The sequence below is a fragment of the Aquirufa antheringensis genome (assembly GCF_004307425.1).
Classification (GTDB): domain Bacteria; phylum Bacteroidota; class Bacteroidia; order Cytophagales; family Spirosomataceae; genus Aquirufa; species Aquirufa antheringensis.
The window spans coordinates 288,639-305,164 of sequence record NZ_SEWZ01000002.1; the positions used below are offsets into that span (position 1 = coordinate 288,639).

Here is a 16,526-nt window from a genome sequence, read left to right on the forward strand (position 1 = left end):
GGCTTTTTTGAGTCGATTAGCGAAATTAATCGACTCATTTCTACACCCCCCTACTAAACTGAGGCGCGGCCTCCGCTGTCGCCAGCAGTTTCAGGTCAAAAGCCTTGCAGATATTGCGGATGAAATGCTTGCCTAGATCTGTGACGATGACGCCGTGTTCACCCCAGGTGACGAGGTCATCGATCGCAAGTTCGTCGAGTTCGTGAAAGGTGTATTGGCGGAGGACTTCAAGGTCTTCCTTGTGGAAATGGGTCTTGCCTTGGCAGGCGATGTCGAGGATGTATTGGCGCATTTTTTGGTCCATCTGACTTAAAAAATAGCCCTTGAAAACGGCCAGTTCGCCGGCATGGATTTGCTGGTAATATTCCTGAATCGTCTTTTTGTTTTGGGCAAAACCATAGTAAATATCGCTGATGCTCGAGACGCCTAAACCTAAAAGCAAACCCGTCTGCTGCACCGTGTAGCCCATAAAGTTGCGGTGTAAGGTGCCCTCGCTGTGCGCTTTAACCATTAAATCCGATGGGAGCGCGAAGTGATCCATCCCGATGTCCGTGTAACCGGCGGCGCGGAAAAGCTCCTTTCCTTTTTGGTATAACTGCATCTTCTCAGACGCCTCCGGCAAATCGTTTTCGTCAAAAAGTCGCTGCGCCTTACTCGTCCACGGCACATGCGCATACGAATAAAAAGCAATGCGATCCGGCCGCATCGAAATCGCATCCTGAATCGTCTTTTCGATCCGCGGCAAAGTCTGCAAAGGCAGGCCATACACTAAATCCAAGTTCACCGATTCATACCCAATCTCCCGCGCCCATTCCACCACCTGTCTGACATTTTCCAAAGGCTGCACCCGATTTATCACCTCCTGAACCTGCGGATTACTGTCCTGCATCCCAAAACTCACGCGGTTAAATCCGAGCTCAAAAAGCGTTTGCAAATGCTCGCGTGTCGTGTTATTTGGATGCCCCTCGAAACCGAATTCGTGGATCTTTGGCACAACTGAATCACCTAAAATCCCCTGCAACATCCGCTGTAAATTCTGCGGCGAAAAGAACGTAGGCGTCCCGCCTCCGATATGTAATTCTCTAATAACGGGCTTAGAGCTCATCGATTTTCGGTACAAATTCCATTCCTGTAACAGCACATCGATGTACTCCTCCTCCACGGAATGATTCGTCGTAATGCGCTTATTACAGCCACAAAAAGTGCAGAGTTTCTCGCAAAAAGGCAAGTGAATGTACACGCTAATCCCCTCCTGTTCATTGCTCTCCTCGAAACGACGCACAAACATCCGTTCCCAGTGTTCGCTGTCAATCGTCTCATCCCAAAACGGTACCGTCGGATAACTCGTGTAGCGCGGAATCGCTACGTTGTACTTGTTCAATAAATCTAGGCTTACCGGTTGCATGGGGGCAAAGGTAGCTTTGAGAGGATTGTTGAAAAATGACGAATGTCAATTTTGCCAAGAGAAGAGAGTATAGAGTATAGATAATAGATGGTAGATTATAGAGTATAGATAAATGATAGCCCATCTCTACTCTATACTCTATAATCTCTACTCTACCGCCGAAGCTAGCTTAAAAGTCCACGCATACTGACACGGACTATTCCCCGGTGTAACCGCCGGTGGTACGATGCTGACAACGCCATTTTTATACGTCGACTTAACTGGCGTTGAAGACCCTACTAGCGTAACCGAAGTCGGTTTTTTCACACCAGCCACTTGAAGCGCGGCCGTCGGGAATTCTGTCGTAATCAGGTATAAATCGTTGCCCTTTTGAGTGAAGAATTGTTTGGTGGCGGGCGTGACCTTAGGAGCTTTGGCCCACTTACGCGTACTATAAATCCCCTCGCCATTCACCTTTAACCAAGACCCGATGTCCGTCAAACGTTGCTGCATAATCACCGGAATCCGGCCATCCGCAGTGGGCCCGATGTTCAGCAATAAATTACCTCCGCGCGCCACCTTATTAATCAACATGTGCACGAGCTGCTCAGAGCTGGAATAGTCCTCGAGATTTTCGTTTCGGTTATAGCCAAAAGATCCGGCGATGCCACGGCATTCCTCCCAAGGTTTGGCAAAATCCAAACCATTCGCATCCCCATTATGGACTAAATCGTATTCCGTGGTGTAAAATCCACCGTGCTTACTGCGCGTTTCCTTGCCCCAGCGATCGTTCACGACTACACTTTCGCGCACTGGCGAATCGTTGTATAACCAAGACAAAAACTCCGTGCTGCGCAACTTATCCGACGTATAATCCCACTCGCCATCTGTCCAAACCAAATCCGGATGATACGTATTCACCAAGTCCTTCATCTGCGGGAACATGTGTTGGTCGATATACTCGTTCAGCGTCTCCTTTTTATACAAGGGATTGTACCACTCGAGCAGCGAATAATAGTAGCCCATTTTGATGTTTTTGCTTTTGACAGATTTGGTCAAATCCCCTAATAAATCCCGGTGTGGACCCACATCCACCGCATTCCAATTCCACGATTGTTTTGATGGCCAAAGCGTAAAACCCTCGTGGTGTTTCGACGTCAACACGACATATTTTGCGCCCGCATTTTCGAACAATTTTGCCCACTCATCTGGCTGAAAAAGCTCGGCTTTAAATTGATTTGTGAAGTCTTGGTATTTGACATTGGGCCCAAAAGCCTTGTTATGAAAATCCGTAAAGAAATGCTGCGTCTTATTCGGCTCTTGCCAGCGACGCCAGTACCATTCCGCATAGCGATCGTACACGCCCACTTTATCTCTGGCAGTCGGACTATAAGCCGGCACAGAATACAATCCCCAGTGAATGAATATGCCAAATTTCGCATCTTCGAACCAACCCGGTACCGGGCGGCTGTCGATGGATTCCCAATTGTTTTGGTAGGTTTTTTGGGCGAATGCGTTGCCCGCGAAAAGGCAAAGTGCCAGAATTAATAACTTGATTTTCATAAGGTTTAGATTTTATCGAGCCTAATTTAATTAAAATTGTTAATTTCAACCCCATGCAACAATGGATATGTAATGAGCCTGGTATTTTGGTTTCTCAAGAAGCAGAAATGCCTCAGCGCACACCCGGATTTTCCCTCCTTCGCGTACGCAACATCGGCATCTGCGGAACCGACATTCATGCCTTCGCTGGCAACCAACCTTTCTTTTCGTATCCCCGCATTTTAGGCCACGAACTGGCGGTAGAAATCGTGGAATCGGACACCTTTTCGCCGGGAGAATTAGCGACAATTATCCCCTATTTTAATTGTGCTACTTGCGGCACTTGCGTGGCCGGGAAGCCGAATTGCTGTGAGAATATCCAGGTTTTTGGGGTACATACAGACGGCGGAATGCGGGAATATATCGTGGTGGAAGATCGCTACATTTTGCCAGGCAAAGGTCTTTCAGCCGACGAACTTGCCCTAGTAGAGCCGCTTTCAATTGCCGCACACGGACTTCGTCGCGCGGAACTAAAAGCAGGTGAAAAAGTCCTCGTGATGGGCGCCGGACCTATTGGTTTATTCACGATTTTACTCGCTAATATTCAGGGGGCTTTAGTTGAAGTGGCAGAACCTAATAAGGCTCGTTTGCAATTTTGCGTAGAGAATTTAGGGGTTTCGGAAGCTTCCTCAGCGGCCTACAGCACCGTCATCGATGCCACCGGAAATCTAAACGCTATTGAATCCGGTTTCGCCAAAATGGCGCACGGCGGAAAATACGTTTTGATTGGATTACAAAAACAAGCGATCTCCTTTTCACATCCGGAATTTCACAAAAGAGAAGCGACGCTGATGAGTAGCCGAAACGCGACTTTGGAAGACTTCGAATACGTCATTAATTTATTCCGCGAAGGCAAAATTCAGGCAGAAAAATTCATCAGCCATCGCTTCACAAAAAATCAAGTTCCTGGTATTTTTACAAAAATTAACGAGCCCACTCAACAAGTAATCAAGGCGATGATTACTTTAGCGGAATGAAACCACTACTACTACTCTTCTGCCTATTTCTACTAGGGGCCTGTAAATCCCAAGAAGTACTACCCGATAACTGCTACAAAGGACGTCTTTCCCTGAAGGGTATTTGCAATAATTACGTGATTGAATTGATAGGGGGAACGATTGATCTTACTAAAGTTGAAACTACTTGGGAAAATCCCTCGACGGGGAAAAAATATACCAATGCCTTCGCTCTATCGAACCCTTGCGCTTTACCCGTTAGCCTGAAAGAAGGGGACGAATTCTTTTTCAAATTAGATTCCACCCAGCTGACTGCTGAGTGCGTTACGTGCAAGGCTTACAGCCCTACGCCTAGGAAATCTTTACCTATCTCAATCTGTCCCTAGTTGATTTTGAAATTCGTTACTTCATAGCCGATTTCTTCGTCTGCTATCATTTCCGAAAAGTCGAAGAAGACATTCGTGGGGTAGCCATAGGTGGCATTGAAATTCAGCACTTTCTTCGCTGGATTTTTGTCGACGTTCGCCTTAATGACTTGCAATAATTCCGGGATCGTATACATCACACCGTAGCGCTCCGCAGCATTATAGGGCGCTCCATTTACGGTGGTTATTTTACCATTTTGAACGACAATTTGATGCGGACCCACATATTCCAGGGGACAAAAACATACCCGTTTAAAGGAAAAAGAATAGTTAACAATCTTCTTTTCATTCCAAAGATTCAGATTCACCGTCGCTTCATCCAGCGGCTCCACGGTTTTGCAGCCTACTATACTTAAACAGAAAAGGAAAAGTAATTTCTTCATTACAGCGCTAAGCGAGTGAACAGACCTACATTATCTTTCTCCATCTTCATCGGTCCATAGTAATCAAAGTTAGCTCCAAGGCCTACAGTGAATTTTCCTTTGGTAATACCCGCACGCAACATCAAAGCACTGCGCGCGTGCGTTCCTTCGCTTAAACTAGCGACATGTAAGATCTGGGCTTTGGAATAAAAAGAAAGGTCCTTCGATATAGCCGGCTTAAATTCGACGATACCAATGGTGGAGATGGCACGCGATGGCTGTAAATTTATATTGGGATTCAATAAAAATAACCACGTCCGATTCGCCTTAAAATACTGCAAACCCACCTGTGGCACTAAGCCTAATTTATAATGCCATTCCGCTCCAGCCGTCGCTCGAATATTCCCAAAAAGCTTGTACGTGAGGTTATTCACAATCACTAATTCCGTCTCTGAAGCGGTGTTATTATAATCCACCATCCCAGTGCTGAGATTAAAATAACTCAATTTCCCATCCGCTGAAACGGGGCGATTGATAACACCGATAAACTGAACACGGTTATTGCCAAAAGTCGCCTCCACCGGAAGTGGTGGAAGTGGAGCGTGGTCCTGACCAAACACGGCAATAGAACAAAAAAGTAAAATGGTAAATGGTAAATGGTGAATGGTGAATATACGTTTCATACAAAATAATAAAATACCCAGGCAACGATCCCGCCGATAGCTAACCAAAGCATCCCGTTCGTCCTCTTTTTCTTTAAAAATAATAACAAAATTAACCCCGTTACCGAGATTACAATCATAAAGATCGCAGAAAAGTCAATGACCCAAGACCAAGACTTCCCGGTATCACGCCCCTTGTGCAAATCGTTGATCACGGCGATAATACCCATCTTCGTTTCCGTCAATTCGTATTTGCCATCCGCGCGATTCACGAAGAAATCGGCCGTGTAACCGGGTCCTTGAAAGGAGATCGAAATTTCTTCTTCATCGATTCTGAAATCGTTCAGTTGTCCCTTAATGCTGTGGTTTGCGCGCAGTTGTTCGACGATGTCGAGTTTGGGGATTTTGGCGGTATCAGCTACCGAAACCCAGCTAGCATTTACAGAACCCTTCAGCTCTGAAACCACCGTACTTTCCGGAAACCAATCCACATGGTTCAGGGTCAAACCCGTCACCGAAAAGAATAATACGATAATGAAACTGAACATCGACAAATAGATGTGCAGCCACCTCGACCAAGTCGCTAAATCTCTCATTTAATTGCTTTATAGACTAAGGAAGCTGCGGTCATCTCCTCGCCACCGGCTAAGGTTTGGCTTTTGGCCTTACCATCAAACTTCATTTCTTGCTTAATCAACTGATACGTTCCGTGCTCGCGAGCCGCCTCGATAAACACGGTATATTTCCCCAAAGGTACGTATTCCCCCGCATCATTCTTCCCATCCCAAACCAAGGTATACTGCCCCGCCCCACGCGTCGCACCCGTCACCGAAGCCGCATCAAACTCCACTTCTCTTTTCGCCGCAAACCATGAACGCAAATCCGGCAACCAGCGAGGCTTGTTATACCAAACCGCGATACGCCTCACCGGCTTGTGCTTCTCATCTTCAATCCAAACCGCCACAAACGGACGACGCGCGCGTCCTTCGAAACGCGCAAGTTCGAAATTGATATCTAAGCTTTGGCCTGCCGTCCACAACTTCTCTTTTATATTCACTAGGCTGATCGCGGACTTCTCTACAGATGTCGCTGGCCAGTTCTCACTTCTATATTCCGCACCCTCTTTGTCCACGATTAAATACGACGCCTCCGGATACTGAGCCGCTAAATCGATCGAAGCCGCCACGCCTAACACGTTAAATGCGGTTGCCAAAGCTCCCGCCGTCACCGCATCCTCATGCGCCACCGTCGCCGAAATCACTTCCGATGCTGGTTCCGCCGTCCGCGGATCCATAATGTGCGAATAATGCACACCATCGATATCTGAACCTCTTCTATAATCGCCAGATGTCGCCACCGCTTGATTATTCACTTGCAAATAACCTAAAACCTCCGCGTTCTCAGCATCATTTCGCGGATTTGACACACCAATTTTCTCCGTCCAATCCCCTTTCACCACAAAATCACCCCCAATATTCACGACCACTCCAGCTACTCCCTCCTCTTTCATCGCCTCTTCGGCGGCTTTCTCCATCACATAAGACTTCGTGAAGCTGTGTAATTTCAATTCTGTGTCCGTTAATCGCGTTGCTCCATCTTCGTCTAGAGACCAATGCGCCTGATTGACTTCCTTCACCGCATTTTCACGCGCTCCTTCAGAGGGGATTTCCGATGCCCACATTTTGGCAATATGCTCAGACGCCGGATTCAAAGCTCCGTCCGTTTTCAAATTCCATTCCTCGAAATGTTGCAACACCTCGCGTAATTCGGAAGAAATTTCGATGGACTCGCCGTGCGATGAGCGCCATACATTAAACTCCGAAGATTCACGGGAAGAAAGGATATCGTTCAAGCGATTAATCTCCGCTAACACCTTCGATTCTGCGGTGGAAGCAGCGGCTTTAGACGAAGCGATGATCTTAAGATCTAAAGAAGTACCTAATACATTTTCGAAATGTGCGGTTAATAAACCGGTAGCGGTAGACGCGCTGGGCGTTAAACTAAGTAGACTTAGGGCGATTGAATGGATCATAGGGTTTGTATTTAGACCACAATATTGAAAAATAAACTATTTTATGGAATGATATTTGCGATAAAGCGTAGAGATTTGTAGATATAATCGGGGAAATAATGAAAATCGAGATTTGGAGTGATATCATGTGTCCGTTTTGCTACATAGGCAAGAGGCATTTGGAAAAGGCATTGGAAACGTTCCCAGGAAAGGATGATGTGGAGATTGAATGGAAGAGCTTCCAATTAGACCCCACGATTCCGATGGATTTGGGCGAGGAGACCAACGTCTACGATTATTTAGCCGCCAGAAAAGGCCTCTCGTTAGAGCAAGTGAAGCTGATTCACGACCGTGTGTCAGACATGGCAGAAGCGGTAGGTTTGCACTATGATTTTGATCAGGCCAAAGTCGCTAATTCCCTGAAATCCCACCACCTCATCCAATACGCGAAGGACCAGGGCAAAGGCGACGCCATCGAGGAACGCTTATTTCAGGCCTATTTTATGGAGGGCAAAAACCTAGCACTCGACGAAGCGCTCGTGGAATGTGGAGAAGCTGTAGGATTATCACGCGAGGGAATTCTGAATGCCTTGCAAGACGAGAATTACGCGTACCGCGTGAAACAAGATATTCAAGAGGGCGAAAATCTGGGCGTGCGAGGCGTGCCCTTCTTCGTTTTTGACAGAAAATACGGCATTTCAGGGGCGGAACCCATCGAAGTGTTTACGAAAACCTTATTGCAAACAGCCGCAGAATGAAAAAGCTCATAATTTTTTTACTCCTAATAATAACGACAGCTGCAAAAGCACAAGATTCCACTTATGTCTCCGTCGAACTGAAAAATGGGAAAAGTGTATCGGGTCAATTGATCCATAAATCAGAGGCAGAAGTAACCGTCGCTACAAAGGATTTAGGCAAAGTCACGCTAGCTTGGTCAGCTATCAAGTCAATTAACCTGATTTCAAAGGATGGGAAAGGCCAAAACACGCACCCCACCCGCTATTTCTTCGCTCCTTCAGCGATTCCTTTGAAAAAAGGAGACAAATATTACCAAAACGCACTTTTCCTAGTCAATTCGTTCCAAGCTGGAATAACGGATCATTTCTCCATAGGGGGTGGTTTAGTCGTCCCTTTTGCGCTTTTTATCACGCCTAAAATAGGCTATCAGGTGGCGGATAAAGTACACGTAGGTGGAGGAATTCTATTTGCCACTTCCTTGATAGGAGGATTGAATTTTGGGGTAGGAACGGTCTACGGATCTGTCACCTACGGGACAAAAGAAAGCAACCTAACCTTAAACACGGGATTAGGGGCGTATAATGAAAACACCGGTTTAGGTAGAGATGATTATAACTGGAAGTTTGCCAGCCATCCGATGTTCACTTTATCGGGTATGACACGCGTTTCGAATAAAGTCATGTTACTCACAGAGAACTGGTTTTTCTCTAACAAGACCGTGAATTATGACGCTAATGGGCAATTCCTAAATGAAACTACCGCTTACAATGGGATTCTTTCCGGAGGCGTGAGAATTTTACTAGAACGCTCCGCCTTCGACGTGGGCTTTTTAGTTCCTACCAGCATCGAAAGTGGAGCGATTCCTTATTTAGCTTATAATATCAAATTCTAAAGACTCTTCAAGTACGCAATACTAATAGGTACAAATTGCTCTTCTTGATTGCTTTCGTCCTCGATGAAGCAATGTTCGATGCCGTTCTTCTTCGCAAGTTTGATGATGGCTTTCCAATTTCCTTGACCCGTTCCTACCGGAACATCGTTTTCTGCTGGAGTTCCGCCAGTTAAATCACCCGCCACGCCTTTGCGCAAATCTTTCACGTGCATTAGCTTGAAGCGCGTTGGGTATTTTTTCAATAATTTCTCTGGCATCGAAGCACCACCGCCGTGCATCGTCCACAACACATCCATTTCGAAAGAGACGTATTCCGGATTCGTGTTTTGGATGATGTAATCTAAGAGTGTTTCGTCTTTGCCAAAAGGCTGGAACTCATAGCCGTGATCGTGATAGCAAAGGGTCAAGCCATTTTCTTTGAATTGCTTTCCTGCTTTATTGAATAGAGCAACGGCCTTCTCCGCTTCCTCTAAAGTAAAGCCTCCGCGCACTTTGTGCGGAATCCAAGCGCACATCACGAACTTTGCGCCTAATGCTTTTGCGTTTGCAATCGCCTCCGCTGGATTCTCGAGTTGCTCATAACCTACGCCGGACGAGGGAATGCTGATGCCGCGATCCGCGCACATTTGCTTGAATTGTTGTGGGGTTTGACCCTTTTGAGCACCTCCTTCAATCTCTGTAATACCCATCGATTGAATCAGGTCGAGCGTCTTCGCTACATCTTTAGGGAATTGATTTCTGAAAGTATAGGCTTGAACACCAATGGGATAGGTGTATAATTTCTGCGCATGCACGAATGCTGGCAATGCCAAAAGGCAAACAATTAACAGTTGTTTAATTTTCATATGTATAGGTTTTATGTAAAAATGACTTTTTTTTGTGAATAAATCGAGAAACGTAAAAAAATATTTGCCATGCCTATCACCTATATCGCTCAGCCTATAATCACGGCTCAAGATTTCATCGACATCCTGGACAAGTCTACTTTAGGAATACGTCGCCCGCTGGCAGATAAAGAGGCGATGCAGATGATGTTCGACCATGGGAATGTGTATGTGGGTGCTTACGACGGCGACAAATTAGTAGGTTTAGCCCGCGTGATGACCGATTTTGTCTTCACTAGCTACCTATCTGATCTCGCCATTGACGAAGCTTATCAGCACAGAGGTATAGGAAAACAATTGATCATTGAGGTGAAAAAATTCCTCCCGCGAGCTAAAATTATCTTACTCGCAGCCCCGGCTGCGGAGGGATATTACCCTAAAATTGGGATGAGAAATCACGGACATTGCTACGTTTTAGATAGCGTTGATGAAATCAAATAGTTTGGCTTTTTCTTTGATTTTTAAACATTCTGTGCAAATTTTCGGTTTGAAAACCAAATAAACGTTTGGCATTCAGTATAAAACCCAAATTAATTCTATCATTTTTTAACCCAATTTTTGCAAAATTCATCGCTTATGAAAACAAAAATTACTAGCCTTTTGACACTAATCTTAGTGTTCATGATGCAGGTATCGTTCGCCCAGAAAGCAACGAAAACTGTAACAGGTACGGTAGCAGATGAGAACGGCCAACCTTTAGTGGGCGCATCTGTCATCGTAAATGGAACAAAAACGGGAACAAACACAGACAAGTCTGGTAAGTTCTCGATTGCGGCCGCGGATGGCCAAAGCTTAACTTTCAGCTTCGTAGGTTACAACAAATCTACGGTCGCTGTAACAAGTGCCACTTCATCTGTTCAAGTAGCCTTAACATCTGACAATACGTTAGATGAAGTTATCGTAACCTCTTATTCTACGACAACAAGACAATCCTTTACAGGTACGGCGAAAGTCGTAGATGCGAAAAACATCGAGCGTAAAAACTTCTCTAACATCTCTAAGGGATTAGCGGGTGAAGCAGCCGGTGTGACTGTCATCAACTCATCTGGACAACCAGGTACTTCAGCGGCTATTCGTATCCGTGGTATCGGTACCGTTAATGGTAGCCGTGGCCCACTTTACGTGTTAGACGGTGTGCCTTTCGAAGGAAACATTAACTCGATTAACCCAGGTGATATCGAAAACACCACTATCTTAAAAGATGCGGCTGCAACAGCGATCTACGGTTCTCGTGGAGCAAATGGTGTGGTGGTAATCAACACAAAAAGAGGTAGTAAAACAGGGGATGCTGTGATTGAACTTGAATTAAAATCAGGCCAAAACATGAGCTTATTACCTCGTTACAGCACCATCCGTAACCCAGAGCAATACATTGGTTTGACTTGGGAAGGCTGGTATAACAGAGGTGTGGCCTTGGCTAACGCTAACCCTACGGCTTATGCAAACACAAACTTGTTTGCAAACATGCCTAACTACAATATGTGGACTGTTCCAGCGGCTCAATTAATTGATCCTACTACAAGACAAGTCGTTCCAGGAACACCGCGTCGTTATATCCCGGAGAACTGGGCTGATTACGCATTCCAAAACTCGAATCGTAACGAAGCAAACTTGAAAATCTCAGGAGGAAATAGCAAGACTCGTTATTTCGCCTCTTATGGTGCATTAGAAGATGTAGGTTACTCTGTAAACACAGATTACAAGCGTTATTCTACTCGTTTGAACTTGACGCATAACCCTAAGTCTTGGTTAAGCTCGACTACAAACATCGGTTACTCTTACGGTGTGACAAACAACCCAGGTCAAACATCTGACTCAGGATCTGTATTCTGGTTTGTGGATAACTTGCCACCGATCTATCCTTTATTCTTACACGATAACACAACATCTCAATACGTACGTGATCCATACTACAATGGATACCAATACGATTACGGTGTAGGTCGTGGTTTTGGTGCGTTAACGAACTCGATTGCTGATGCTAAATTAGGTATCCGTAACACGAAATCACACGATGTAAACGCAGCGACTTCATTGAATATTCAAATTACGCCTGCTTTGTCATTAGAAAACAAATTAGGTTTACAATATTCAAACGCTTCTTTGGATAACCAAAACAACCCTTTCTACGGTCCTAACGCAGGTCAAGGTGGTTATATCTACAAGCAGAAAACGGAAACCTTAAACTACAACTTGTTAAACTTATTACGTTACAAGAAGTCGTTTGATGTGCATAACTTCGAAGCATTCGTTGCACACGAGAGCTATGCGACAGAAACGAAGTACATGTGGGCGTCTATGTACAAGTTAGTGATGCCAGACGGTGTTGAATTCAACAACGCGGTTATCTCTAACCCTCCTCAATCGTACTTAAATAACTACTCATTAGAGTCGTATTTTGGACAATTGAACTACGATTACGATGGCAAATACTTCTTATCTGCTACCGTAAGACGTGACGGATCTTCTCGTTTCTTGAAAAACAAATGGGGTGATTTCGGTTCCGTAGGTGCTGCGTGGTTAGTATCTAAGGAGGCATTTATGGACAATGTTCCAGTGATCAAAGACTTGAAGTTAAAGGCTTCTTATGGTCTAATTGGAGAGCAAGGTGGTATCGGTCTATATCCTGGATATGACTTATTCCAAGTACAAAACTTGAACTCTAACATCTCTTTATCATTCGTTTCAAAGGGTAACCCAGATTTAACGTGGGAGATTTCAAAGCAAATGCAAGTAGGTGCTGAATTCAAATTAGGCAAATTCGTAGATGTTGCGATTGATTACTACACAAAGACGACTGATAACTTGATCTTCGATCGCCGTGTAGGACCTTCCGTAGGTTATGCGTCTCTTCGTGTGAATGATGGTGCTTTACGTAACACAGGTATCGAATTCGATGTAACAGCTCACTTATTACAATCGAAGAAAAACTACTTAGACTTCACGATTAATGGTGAATTGATTGAGAACCGTATGTTACGTTTACCAATCGACCCAGCAACGGGTAAAGAGAAGATCATCGATATCGATGGTATCTACGGTAGAGCAGTAGGTCACTCGATCTTTGATTTCTATACACGTGAGTTTGCAGGTGTGAATCCAGAGACGGGTGTTTCTGAGTGGAACGTCTATTGGGCAGATGCAAATGGTGACAATGTGCGTCAAGCAACAGAAAACATCAAGTCAATGGCTGATTTCGAAGCGACTGCTACAGCAGAGACATTGAAAACAGTGAAGGTGTCTCGTACAGCTACGTATGCGGATGGAACAACTAAGTTCATTAACAAGTCCCCATTCCCTACCGTTAGAGGAGCGTTTACGTTAAATGGTGGATTAGGAAACTTTGACATCAGTGCACAATTCCTTTACAGCTTAGGCGGTTACGCTTATGATGGTGCTTATGCTGGTTTAATGAACTCAGGTGGTGCTGCAGGTGGAAATAACTACCACACAGATATCTTAGCACGTTGGACAAAAGCAGGTATGGCAACTGATGTACCTCGTCTATCAGCTGGTCAAGATGCAAACGTAAACTCTGCATCGACTCGTTTCATTACGAAATCAGATTTCTTAACGTTAAATAACATTCAGATCGGATATAAAGTCCCTAGCAAATTCTTCACGAATAGCCCTATTACAGGTGTGTACCTTTGGGTATCTGGAGATAACTTGTTCTTAGCTTCAGCTAGAAATGGTTTCAACCCAAGCTCAGCGGAAACAGGAAGCTCTGATCAATACCGTTACTCGCCATTGTCTACTTTGACAGCAGGCTTACGCGTTAAGTTTTAATTTTTTAAACGAAATAGAAAGATGAAAACAGTATATAAATTTTTATTTGCGGCTGTCCTAATGGGAACAGTTAGTTGTAAAGAAGAATTTTTGCAGACGGAACCGACCGAATTTATTTCAGCGAATCAAATCGCAGAAGCCTCTGCTTTAAATCCAAGTTTACAATCTGCGAACGTAGCAGGTATTTATGCAACGATGTATGGCGCGGGAACGGGCGGTACAACGGGTCACGATGACTTTGGTCATAAATCATACGATATGTATGGTGACTTACTTTCTGGTGACATGGCTTTAACTTCGGTTATCTATGGCTGGTTCAGAACGATTACAGAATTCCAAACAACAGTAGATTATACTTTCCAAGATAACTACCAAGTATGGCGTTTCTACTACCGCCTTATCTTTGCTGCTAACACAGTCATCGATGGTTTAGGTGGAAGCGATGCAGTTCCAGCAACGGCAGCTGGTCGTTGGTACATGGGTCAAGCTAAGGCAATGCGTGCCTTCTCGTATTTCTACTTAGCGCAGTATTTCCAAAACGAATACAACCCTTCTGAGAAGATTTTACCTTTGTACAAAAATACAACTGATCCTAACTTGCCTAAGAGCACAGCGGCGGATGTATATGCGTTAATGGTGAAAGATTTAACAGATGCGCAGACTTTGTTAGCAGACTTTAATCGCGCTAATAAATCGGAAGTAAACGCTTCAGTAGCGAAAGGTATGTTAGCGTATGTTCACGGTGCGATGGGTAACAACGCAGCGATGAAGTCTGTAACGGCTGATGTAATCGCAACAGGTGGTTTCAAAATCATGACAGCTGCGGAAGCAACAGGTGGTTTTAATAACCTAGCTACTAGCCAGTGGATGTGGGGTGTAGACATCACAGTAGATTCGAAGTTAAACTTGATCTCTTGGTGGGGCCAAATGGACCTTTACACGTACTCATACGCCTGGGCGGGTGATATCAAAGGGATGGACAAAGCTCTTTATGACTTAATCCCAGCGAATGACATCAGAAAAGCGCAATTCGCAACAGCGAGCAAACTAGCTCCTATTGGTAAGTTCTACCACCCGAACAAAGTGATCGGTGGTCAAAGAACAATCGACGCGGATTATATCTACATGCGTGTGGAAGAGATGTACTTGTTAAATGCAGAAGCTTGTGCTAAAACAGGTGATGAAGCAGGCGCAAGAAAATCGTTAAAAGCTATCATGGCGCTACGTGTTCCTGATGCATCTTACATCGATGCATTGACTGGAAAAGCGTTATTAGATGAGATTTACTTACAGACTCGTATTGAGCTTTGGGGTGAAGGAAAGTCGTACTTATCATTGAAGCGTAACAAGGGAACTGTGAATCGTGGTGCTAACCACTTAAAATTTGTAGGAACTCCTATTCCTTCGAACGATACACGTTTAACTTTCAAGATTCCAATCGAAGAAGTTCAAAACAACCCGAACTTGAACAAGTAATCAGGTTTAAAATGAAAAGCCGCTCCTTCTTATGAGGGAGCGGCTTTTTTGTTTATTTAAGTTTAGCCGTATCTACGCGGCTAGGCGTATCTTGTCCAGAGATAATGCTGGTGGCGCTCTTCGCGATAGCCTTAATGATTTCAGTCATATTGTCTAGGTCCAAAGTCTGTATCTCATCACTCGCCTTGTGGTAATTAGGCTCGCTGTCCATCTTAGACGTAGAAATCGTATGGGCTGGAACGCCTAATTCTGCTAGCGTGGCATTGTCAGAGCGGTAAAATAAGTTTTGGTCTAGGTATGGATCTGGATAAAAGGTGAAGGGAGAACCCACTAAATTCTTCTTCAAAATTTCACCCATCGACGACTTCTCGTAACCGGTGATGTAGGCACTGTTTTTCCCCCATTTACTTTCTGTACCGATCATCTCGAGGTTAAACATCGCCATCACTTGATCTGGATTAAATTGCTTCGAGAAATAGACGCTGCCATGTCCCCCACTTTCTTCTGCCGTGAAGGCTGCAAAGATCAAGGTGCGTTGGTTATTCCGCTTTTTAGCGTAGTATTTAGCAAGCATCATCACCGCCGTAGTTCCTGCGGCATCGTCGTTTGCGCCATTGTAGATGGAATCGCCTGCTACGGGTTTTCCAATGCCTAAATGGTCGTAGTGGCCAGAGAAGATCACGTATTCATTCGGGCGGCTTTTGCCGGGAAGGATGCCCACGACGTTAGATAATTGTAGTTTCTCTACTTGCTGCGTCGCGCTCACTTTAAACTTCGTAGGAATGGTATTCGCAACTACGAAAATAATCGTAGCTTGATTTTCTCTGAGTGGACCTCTACCAGAAAGACGCGGGATGTATTTGGCAAAGCTCTCGTGTAAGAAGGCGATCGTTGGTTTTTTGGCGCTCATCAGGCGGTAAGCATTTTGGCCAAAATTCTCGCCTTCCTTAATGCTCGCCACTTCAAAACCCGATTTCTCGTCGATCTGGATGGTCGCTTCTTTGGAAATAATGGCGACTTGTTTTGACTCTAAGGTTTGTTCATCTAGACCACCTGCTACCGATAGCACCTTCGACTGATACATCGGGAAACTTTGCAAATAGGAGCCATTCGTCTTCTGCAATCCCGCTTTCTCGAATTCAGCTGAGATGAATTGCGCCGCCTTTTCAATACCCGGCGTGAACGGTTTTCTGCCCGCCAGCTCGTCAGAGGCTAAATAGGTTTCGATACGCTCGGTTTCTGAGCGCGTAATGATTTTGTCAATTTTCTGCGCTTGAGCCAATAATGGCAGCGCTAAGAGTAAGAAGATTTTTTTCATCGGAAGATTTTATTCCGACAATATTAC

General features: G+C 44.9%; 15 protein-coding genes. 7 read left to right on the plus strand and 8 right to left on the minus strand.

What is annotated here, in order from left to right; genetic code table 11:
- Positions 1 to 40: 40 nt before the first annotated feature.
- Both hemN and EWU21_RS04195 read right to left on the minus strand, forming a co-directional pair.
- Positions 41 to 1,405, minus strand: a complete 1,365-nt coding sequence (gene hemN / locus EWU21_RS04190) for an oxygen-independent coproporphyrinogen III oxidase (RefSeq protein WP_130895556.1) — start codon at positions 1,403 to 1,405, stop codon at positions 41 to 43.
- A gap of 147 nt (positions 1,406 to 1,552) precedes the next feature.
- A complete protein-coding gene (locus EWU21_RS04195; RefSeq protein WP_130895557.1) occupies positions 1,553 to 2,947 on the minus strand; it encodes an alpha-L-fucosidase in 1,395 nt (464 codons plus the stop codon).
- Positions 2,948 to 3,000: 53 nt separating this feature from the next.
- Here EWU21_RS04195 and EWU21_RS04200 point away from each other — a divergent pair, with 53 nt between their 5' ends.
- Positions 3,001 to 3,963 carry a zinc-binding alcohol dehydrogenase family protein gene (locus tag EWU21_RS04200; RefSeq protein ID WP_130895558.1) on the plus strand — a complete coding sequence of 321 codons (963 nt, stop codon included), beginning with the start codon at positions 3,001 to 3,003 and terminating at the stop codon, positions 3,961 to 3,963.
- Positions 3,960 to 4,328, plus strand: coding sequence for a hypothetical protein (locus EWU21_RS04205; protein ID WP_130895559.1), 369 nt, complete (start codon positions 3,960 to 3,962; stop codon positions 4,326 to 4,328). The genes EWU21_RS04200 and EWU21_RS04205 overlap by 4 nt, the downstream gene beginning before the upstream one ends.
- On the opposite strand, the gene EWU21_RS04210 is transcribed toward EWU21_RS04205, so the two are convergent.
- The 4 genes from EWU21_RS04210 to EWU21_RS04225 are packed head-to-tail and all read right to left on the minus strand — an operon-like array spanning position 4,325 to position 7,423.
- Positions 4,325 to 4,750: a DUF6174 domain-containing protein gene (locus tag EWU21_RS04210; protein WP_130895560.1), complete on the minus strand. Its 426-nt coding sequence runs from the start codon at positions 4,748 to 4,750 to the stop codon at positions 4,325 to 4,327. The genes EWU21_RS04205 and EWU21_RS04210 overlap by 4 nt on opposite strands.
- The gene (locus EWU21_RS04215) at positions 4,750 to 5,412 is read right to left on the minus strand and encodes a hypothetical protein (protein ID WP_130895561.1); all 663 of its coding nucleotides are present in this window, start codon (positions 5,410 to 5,412) and stop codon (positions 4,750 to 4,752) included. Before EWU21_RS04215 ends, EWU21_RS04210 begins: the two co-directional genes overlap by 1 nt.
- Positions 5,409 to 5,987, minus strand: coding sequence for a PepSY-associated TM helix domain-containing protein (locus tag EWU21_RS04220; RefSeq protein WP_130895562.1), 579 nt, complete (start codon positions 5,985 to 5,987; stop codon positions 5,409 to 5,411). Before EWU21_RS04220 ends, EWU21_RS04215 begins: the two co-directional genes overlap by 4 nt.
- On the minus strand, positions 5,984 to 7,423 hold the full coding sequence (locus EWU21_RS04225; RefSeq protein ID WP_130895563.1) for a DUF2271 domain-containing protein: 1,440 nt from the start codon (positions 7,421 to 7,423) through the stop codon (positions 5,984 to 5,986). The genes EWU21_RS04220 and EWU21_RS04225 overlap by 4 nt, the downstream gene beginning before the upstream one ends.
- A 98-nt stretch (positions 7,424 to 7,521) precedes the next feature.
- Here EWU21_RS04225 and EWU21_RS04230 point away from each other — a divergent pair, with 98 nt between their 5' ends.
- Both EWU21_RS04230 and EWU21_RS04235 read left to right on the plus strand, forming a co-directional pair.
- Positions 7,522 to 8,160: a DsbA family oxidoreductase gene (locus tag EWU21_RS04230; protein WP_130895564.1), complete on the plus strand. Its 639-nt coding sequence runs from the start codon at positions 7,522 to 7,524 to the stop codon at positions 8,158 to 8,160.
- Complete coding sequence (locus EWU21_RS04235) at positions 8,157 to 9,032, plus strand: LSm family protein (protein ID WP_130895565.1); 876 nt, start codon at positions 8,157 to 8,159, stop codon at positions 9,030 to 9,032. Before EWU21_RS04230 ends, EWU21_RS04235 begins: the two co-directional genes overlap by 4 nt.
- Here the strand turns inward: EWU21_RS04235 and EWU21_RS04240 are convergent.
- The gene (locus tag EWU21_RS04240; protein WP_130895566.1) at positions 9,029 to 9,877 is read right to left on the minus strand and encodes a sugar phosphate isomerase/epimerase family protein; all 849 of its coding nucleotides are present in this window, start codon (positions 9,875 to 9,877) and stop codon (positions 9,029 to 9,031) included. The genes EWU21_RS04235 and EWU21_RS04240 overlap by 4 nt on opposite strands.
- A 69-nt stretch (positions 9,878 to 9,946) precedes the next feature.
- Here EWU21_RS04240 and EWU21_RS04245 point away from each other — a divergent pair, with 69 nt between their 5' ends.
- From EWU21_RS04245 to EWU21_RS04255, 3 genes are all read left to right on the plus strand, one after another.
- The gene (locus EWU21_RS04245; RefSeq protein WP_130895567.1) at positions 9,947 to 10,357 is read left to right on the plus strand and encodes a GNAT family N-acetyltransferase; all 411 of its coding nucleotides are present in this window, start codon (positions 9,947 to 9,949) and stop codon (positions 10,355 to 10,357) included.
- Positions 10,358 to 10,492: 135 nt separating this feature from the next.
- Positions 10,493 to 13,705, plus strand: a complete 3,213-nt coding sequence (locus tag EWU21_RS04250) for a SusC/RagA family TonB-linked outer membrane protein (RefSeq protein WP_130895568.1) — start codon at positions 10,493 to 10,495, stop codon at positions 13,703 to 13,705.
- A 21-nt stretch (positions 13,706 to 13,726) separates the two neighbouring features.
- On the plus strand, positions 13,727 to 15,181 hold the full coding sequence (locus tag EWU21_RS04255) for a RagB/SusD family nutrient uptake outer membrane protein (RefSeq protein ID WP_130895569.1): 1,455 nt from the start codon (positions 13,727 to 13,729) through the stop codon (positions 15,179 to 15,181).
- Positions 15,182 to 15,233: 52 nt separating this feature from the next.
- Here the strand turns inward: EWU21_RS04255 and EWU21_RS04260 are convergent, their stop codons facing one another.
- Positions 15,234 to 16,499: a M28 family peptidase gene (locus tag EWU21_RS04260; RefSeq protein WP_130895570.1), complete on the minus strand. Its 1,266-nt coding sequence runs from the start codon at positions 16,497 to 16,499 to the stop codon at positions 15,234 to 15,236.
- Positions 16,500 to 16,526: the final 27 nt, after the last annotated feature.

Coding starts and splice junctions, on each gene's coding strand:
- EWU21_RS04260 (WP_130895570.1), bottom strand. CDS start 16,499: ATGAAAAAAATCTTCTTACTCTTAGCGCTGCCATTATTGGCTCAAGCG.
- EWU21_RS04255 (WP_130895569.1), top strand. CDS start 13,727: ATGAAAACAGTATATAAATTTTTATTTGCGGCTGTCCTAATGGGAACA.
- EWU21_RS04245 (WP_130895567.1), top strand. CDS start 9,947: ATGCCTATCACCTATATCGCTCAGCCTATAATCACGGCTCAAGATTTC.
- EWU21_RS04215 (WP_130895561.1), bottom strand. CDS start 5,412: ATGAAACGTATATTCACCATTCACCATTTACCATTTACCATTTTACTT.
- EWU21_RS04205 (WP_130895559.1), top strand. CDS start 3,960: ATGAAACCACTACTACTACTCTTCTGCCTATTTCTACTAGGGGCCTGT.
- EWU21_RS04240 (WP_130895566.1), bottom strand. CDS start 9,877: ATGAAAATTAAACAACTGTTAATTGTTTGCCTTTTGGCATTGCCAGCA.
- EWU21_RS04235 (WP_130895565.1), top strand. CDS start 8,157: ATGAAAAAGCTCATAATTTTTTTACTCCTAATAATAACGACAGCTGCA.
- EWU21_RS04200 (WP_130895558.1), top strand. CDS start 3,001: ATGCAACAATGGATATGTAATGAGCCTGGTATTTTGGTTTCTCAAGAA.
- EWU21_RS04195 (WP_130895557.1), bottom strand. CDS start 2,947: ATGAAAATCAAGTTATTAATTCTGGCACTTTGCCTTTTCGCGGGCAAC.
- EWU21_RS04210 (WP_130895560.1), bottom strand. CDS start 4,750: ATGAAGAAATTACTTTTCCTTTTCTGTTTAAGTATAGTAGGCTGCAAA.
- EWU21_RS04230 (WP_130895564.1), top strand. CDS start 7,522: ATGAAAATCGAGATTTGGAGTGATATCATGTGTCCGTTTTGCTACATA.
- hemN (WP_130895556.1), bottom strand. CDS start 1,405: ATGCAACCGGTAAGCCTAGATTTATTGAACAAGTACAACGTAGCGATT.
- EWU21_RS04225 (WP_130895563.1), bottom strand. CDS start 7,423: ATGATCCATTCAATCGCCCTAAGTCTACTTAGTTTAACGCCCAGCGCG.
- EWU21_RS04220 (WP_130895562.1), bottom strand. CDS start 5,987: ATGAGAGATTTAGCGACTTGGTCGAGGTGGCTGCACATCTATTTGTCG.
- EWU21_RS04250 (WP_130895568.1), top strand. CDS start 10,493: ATGAAAACAAAAATTACTAGCCTTTTGACACTAATCTTAGTGTTCATG.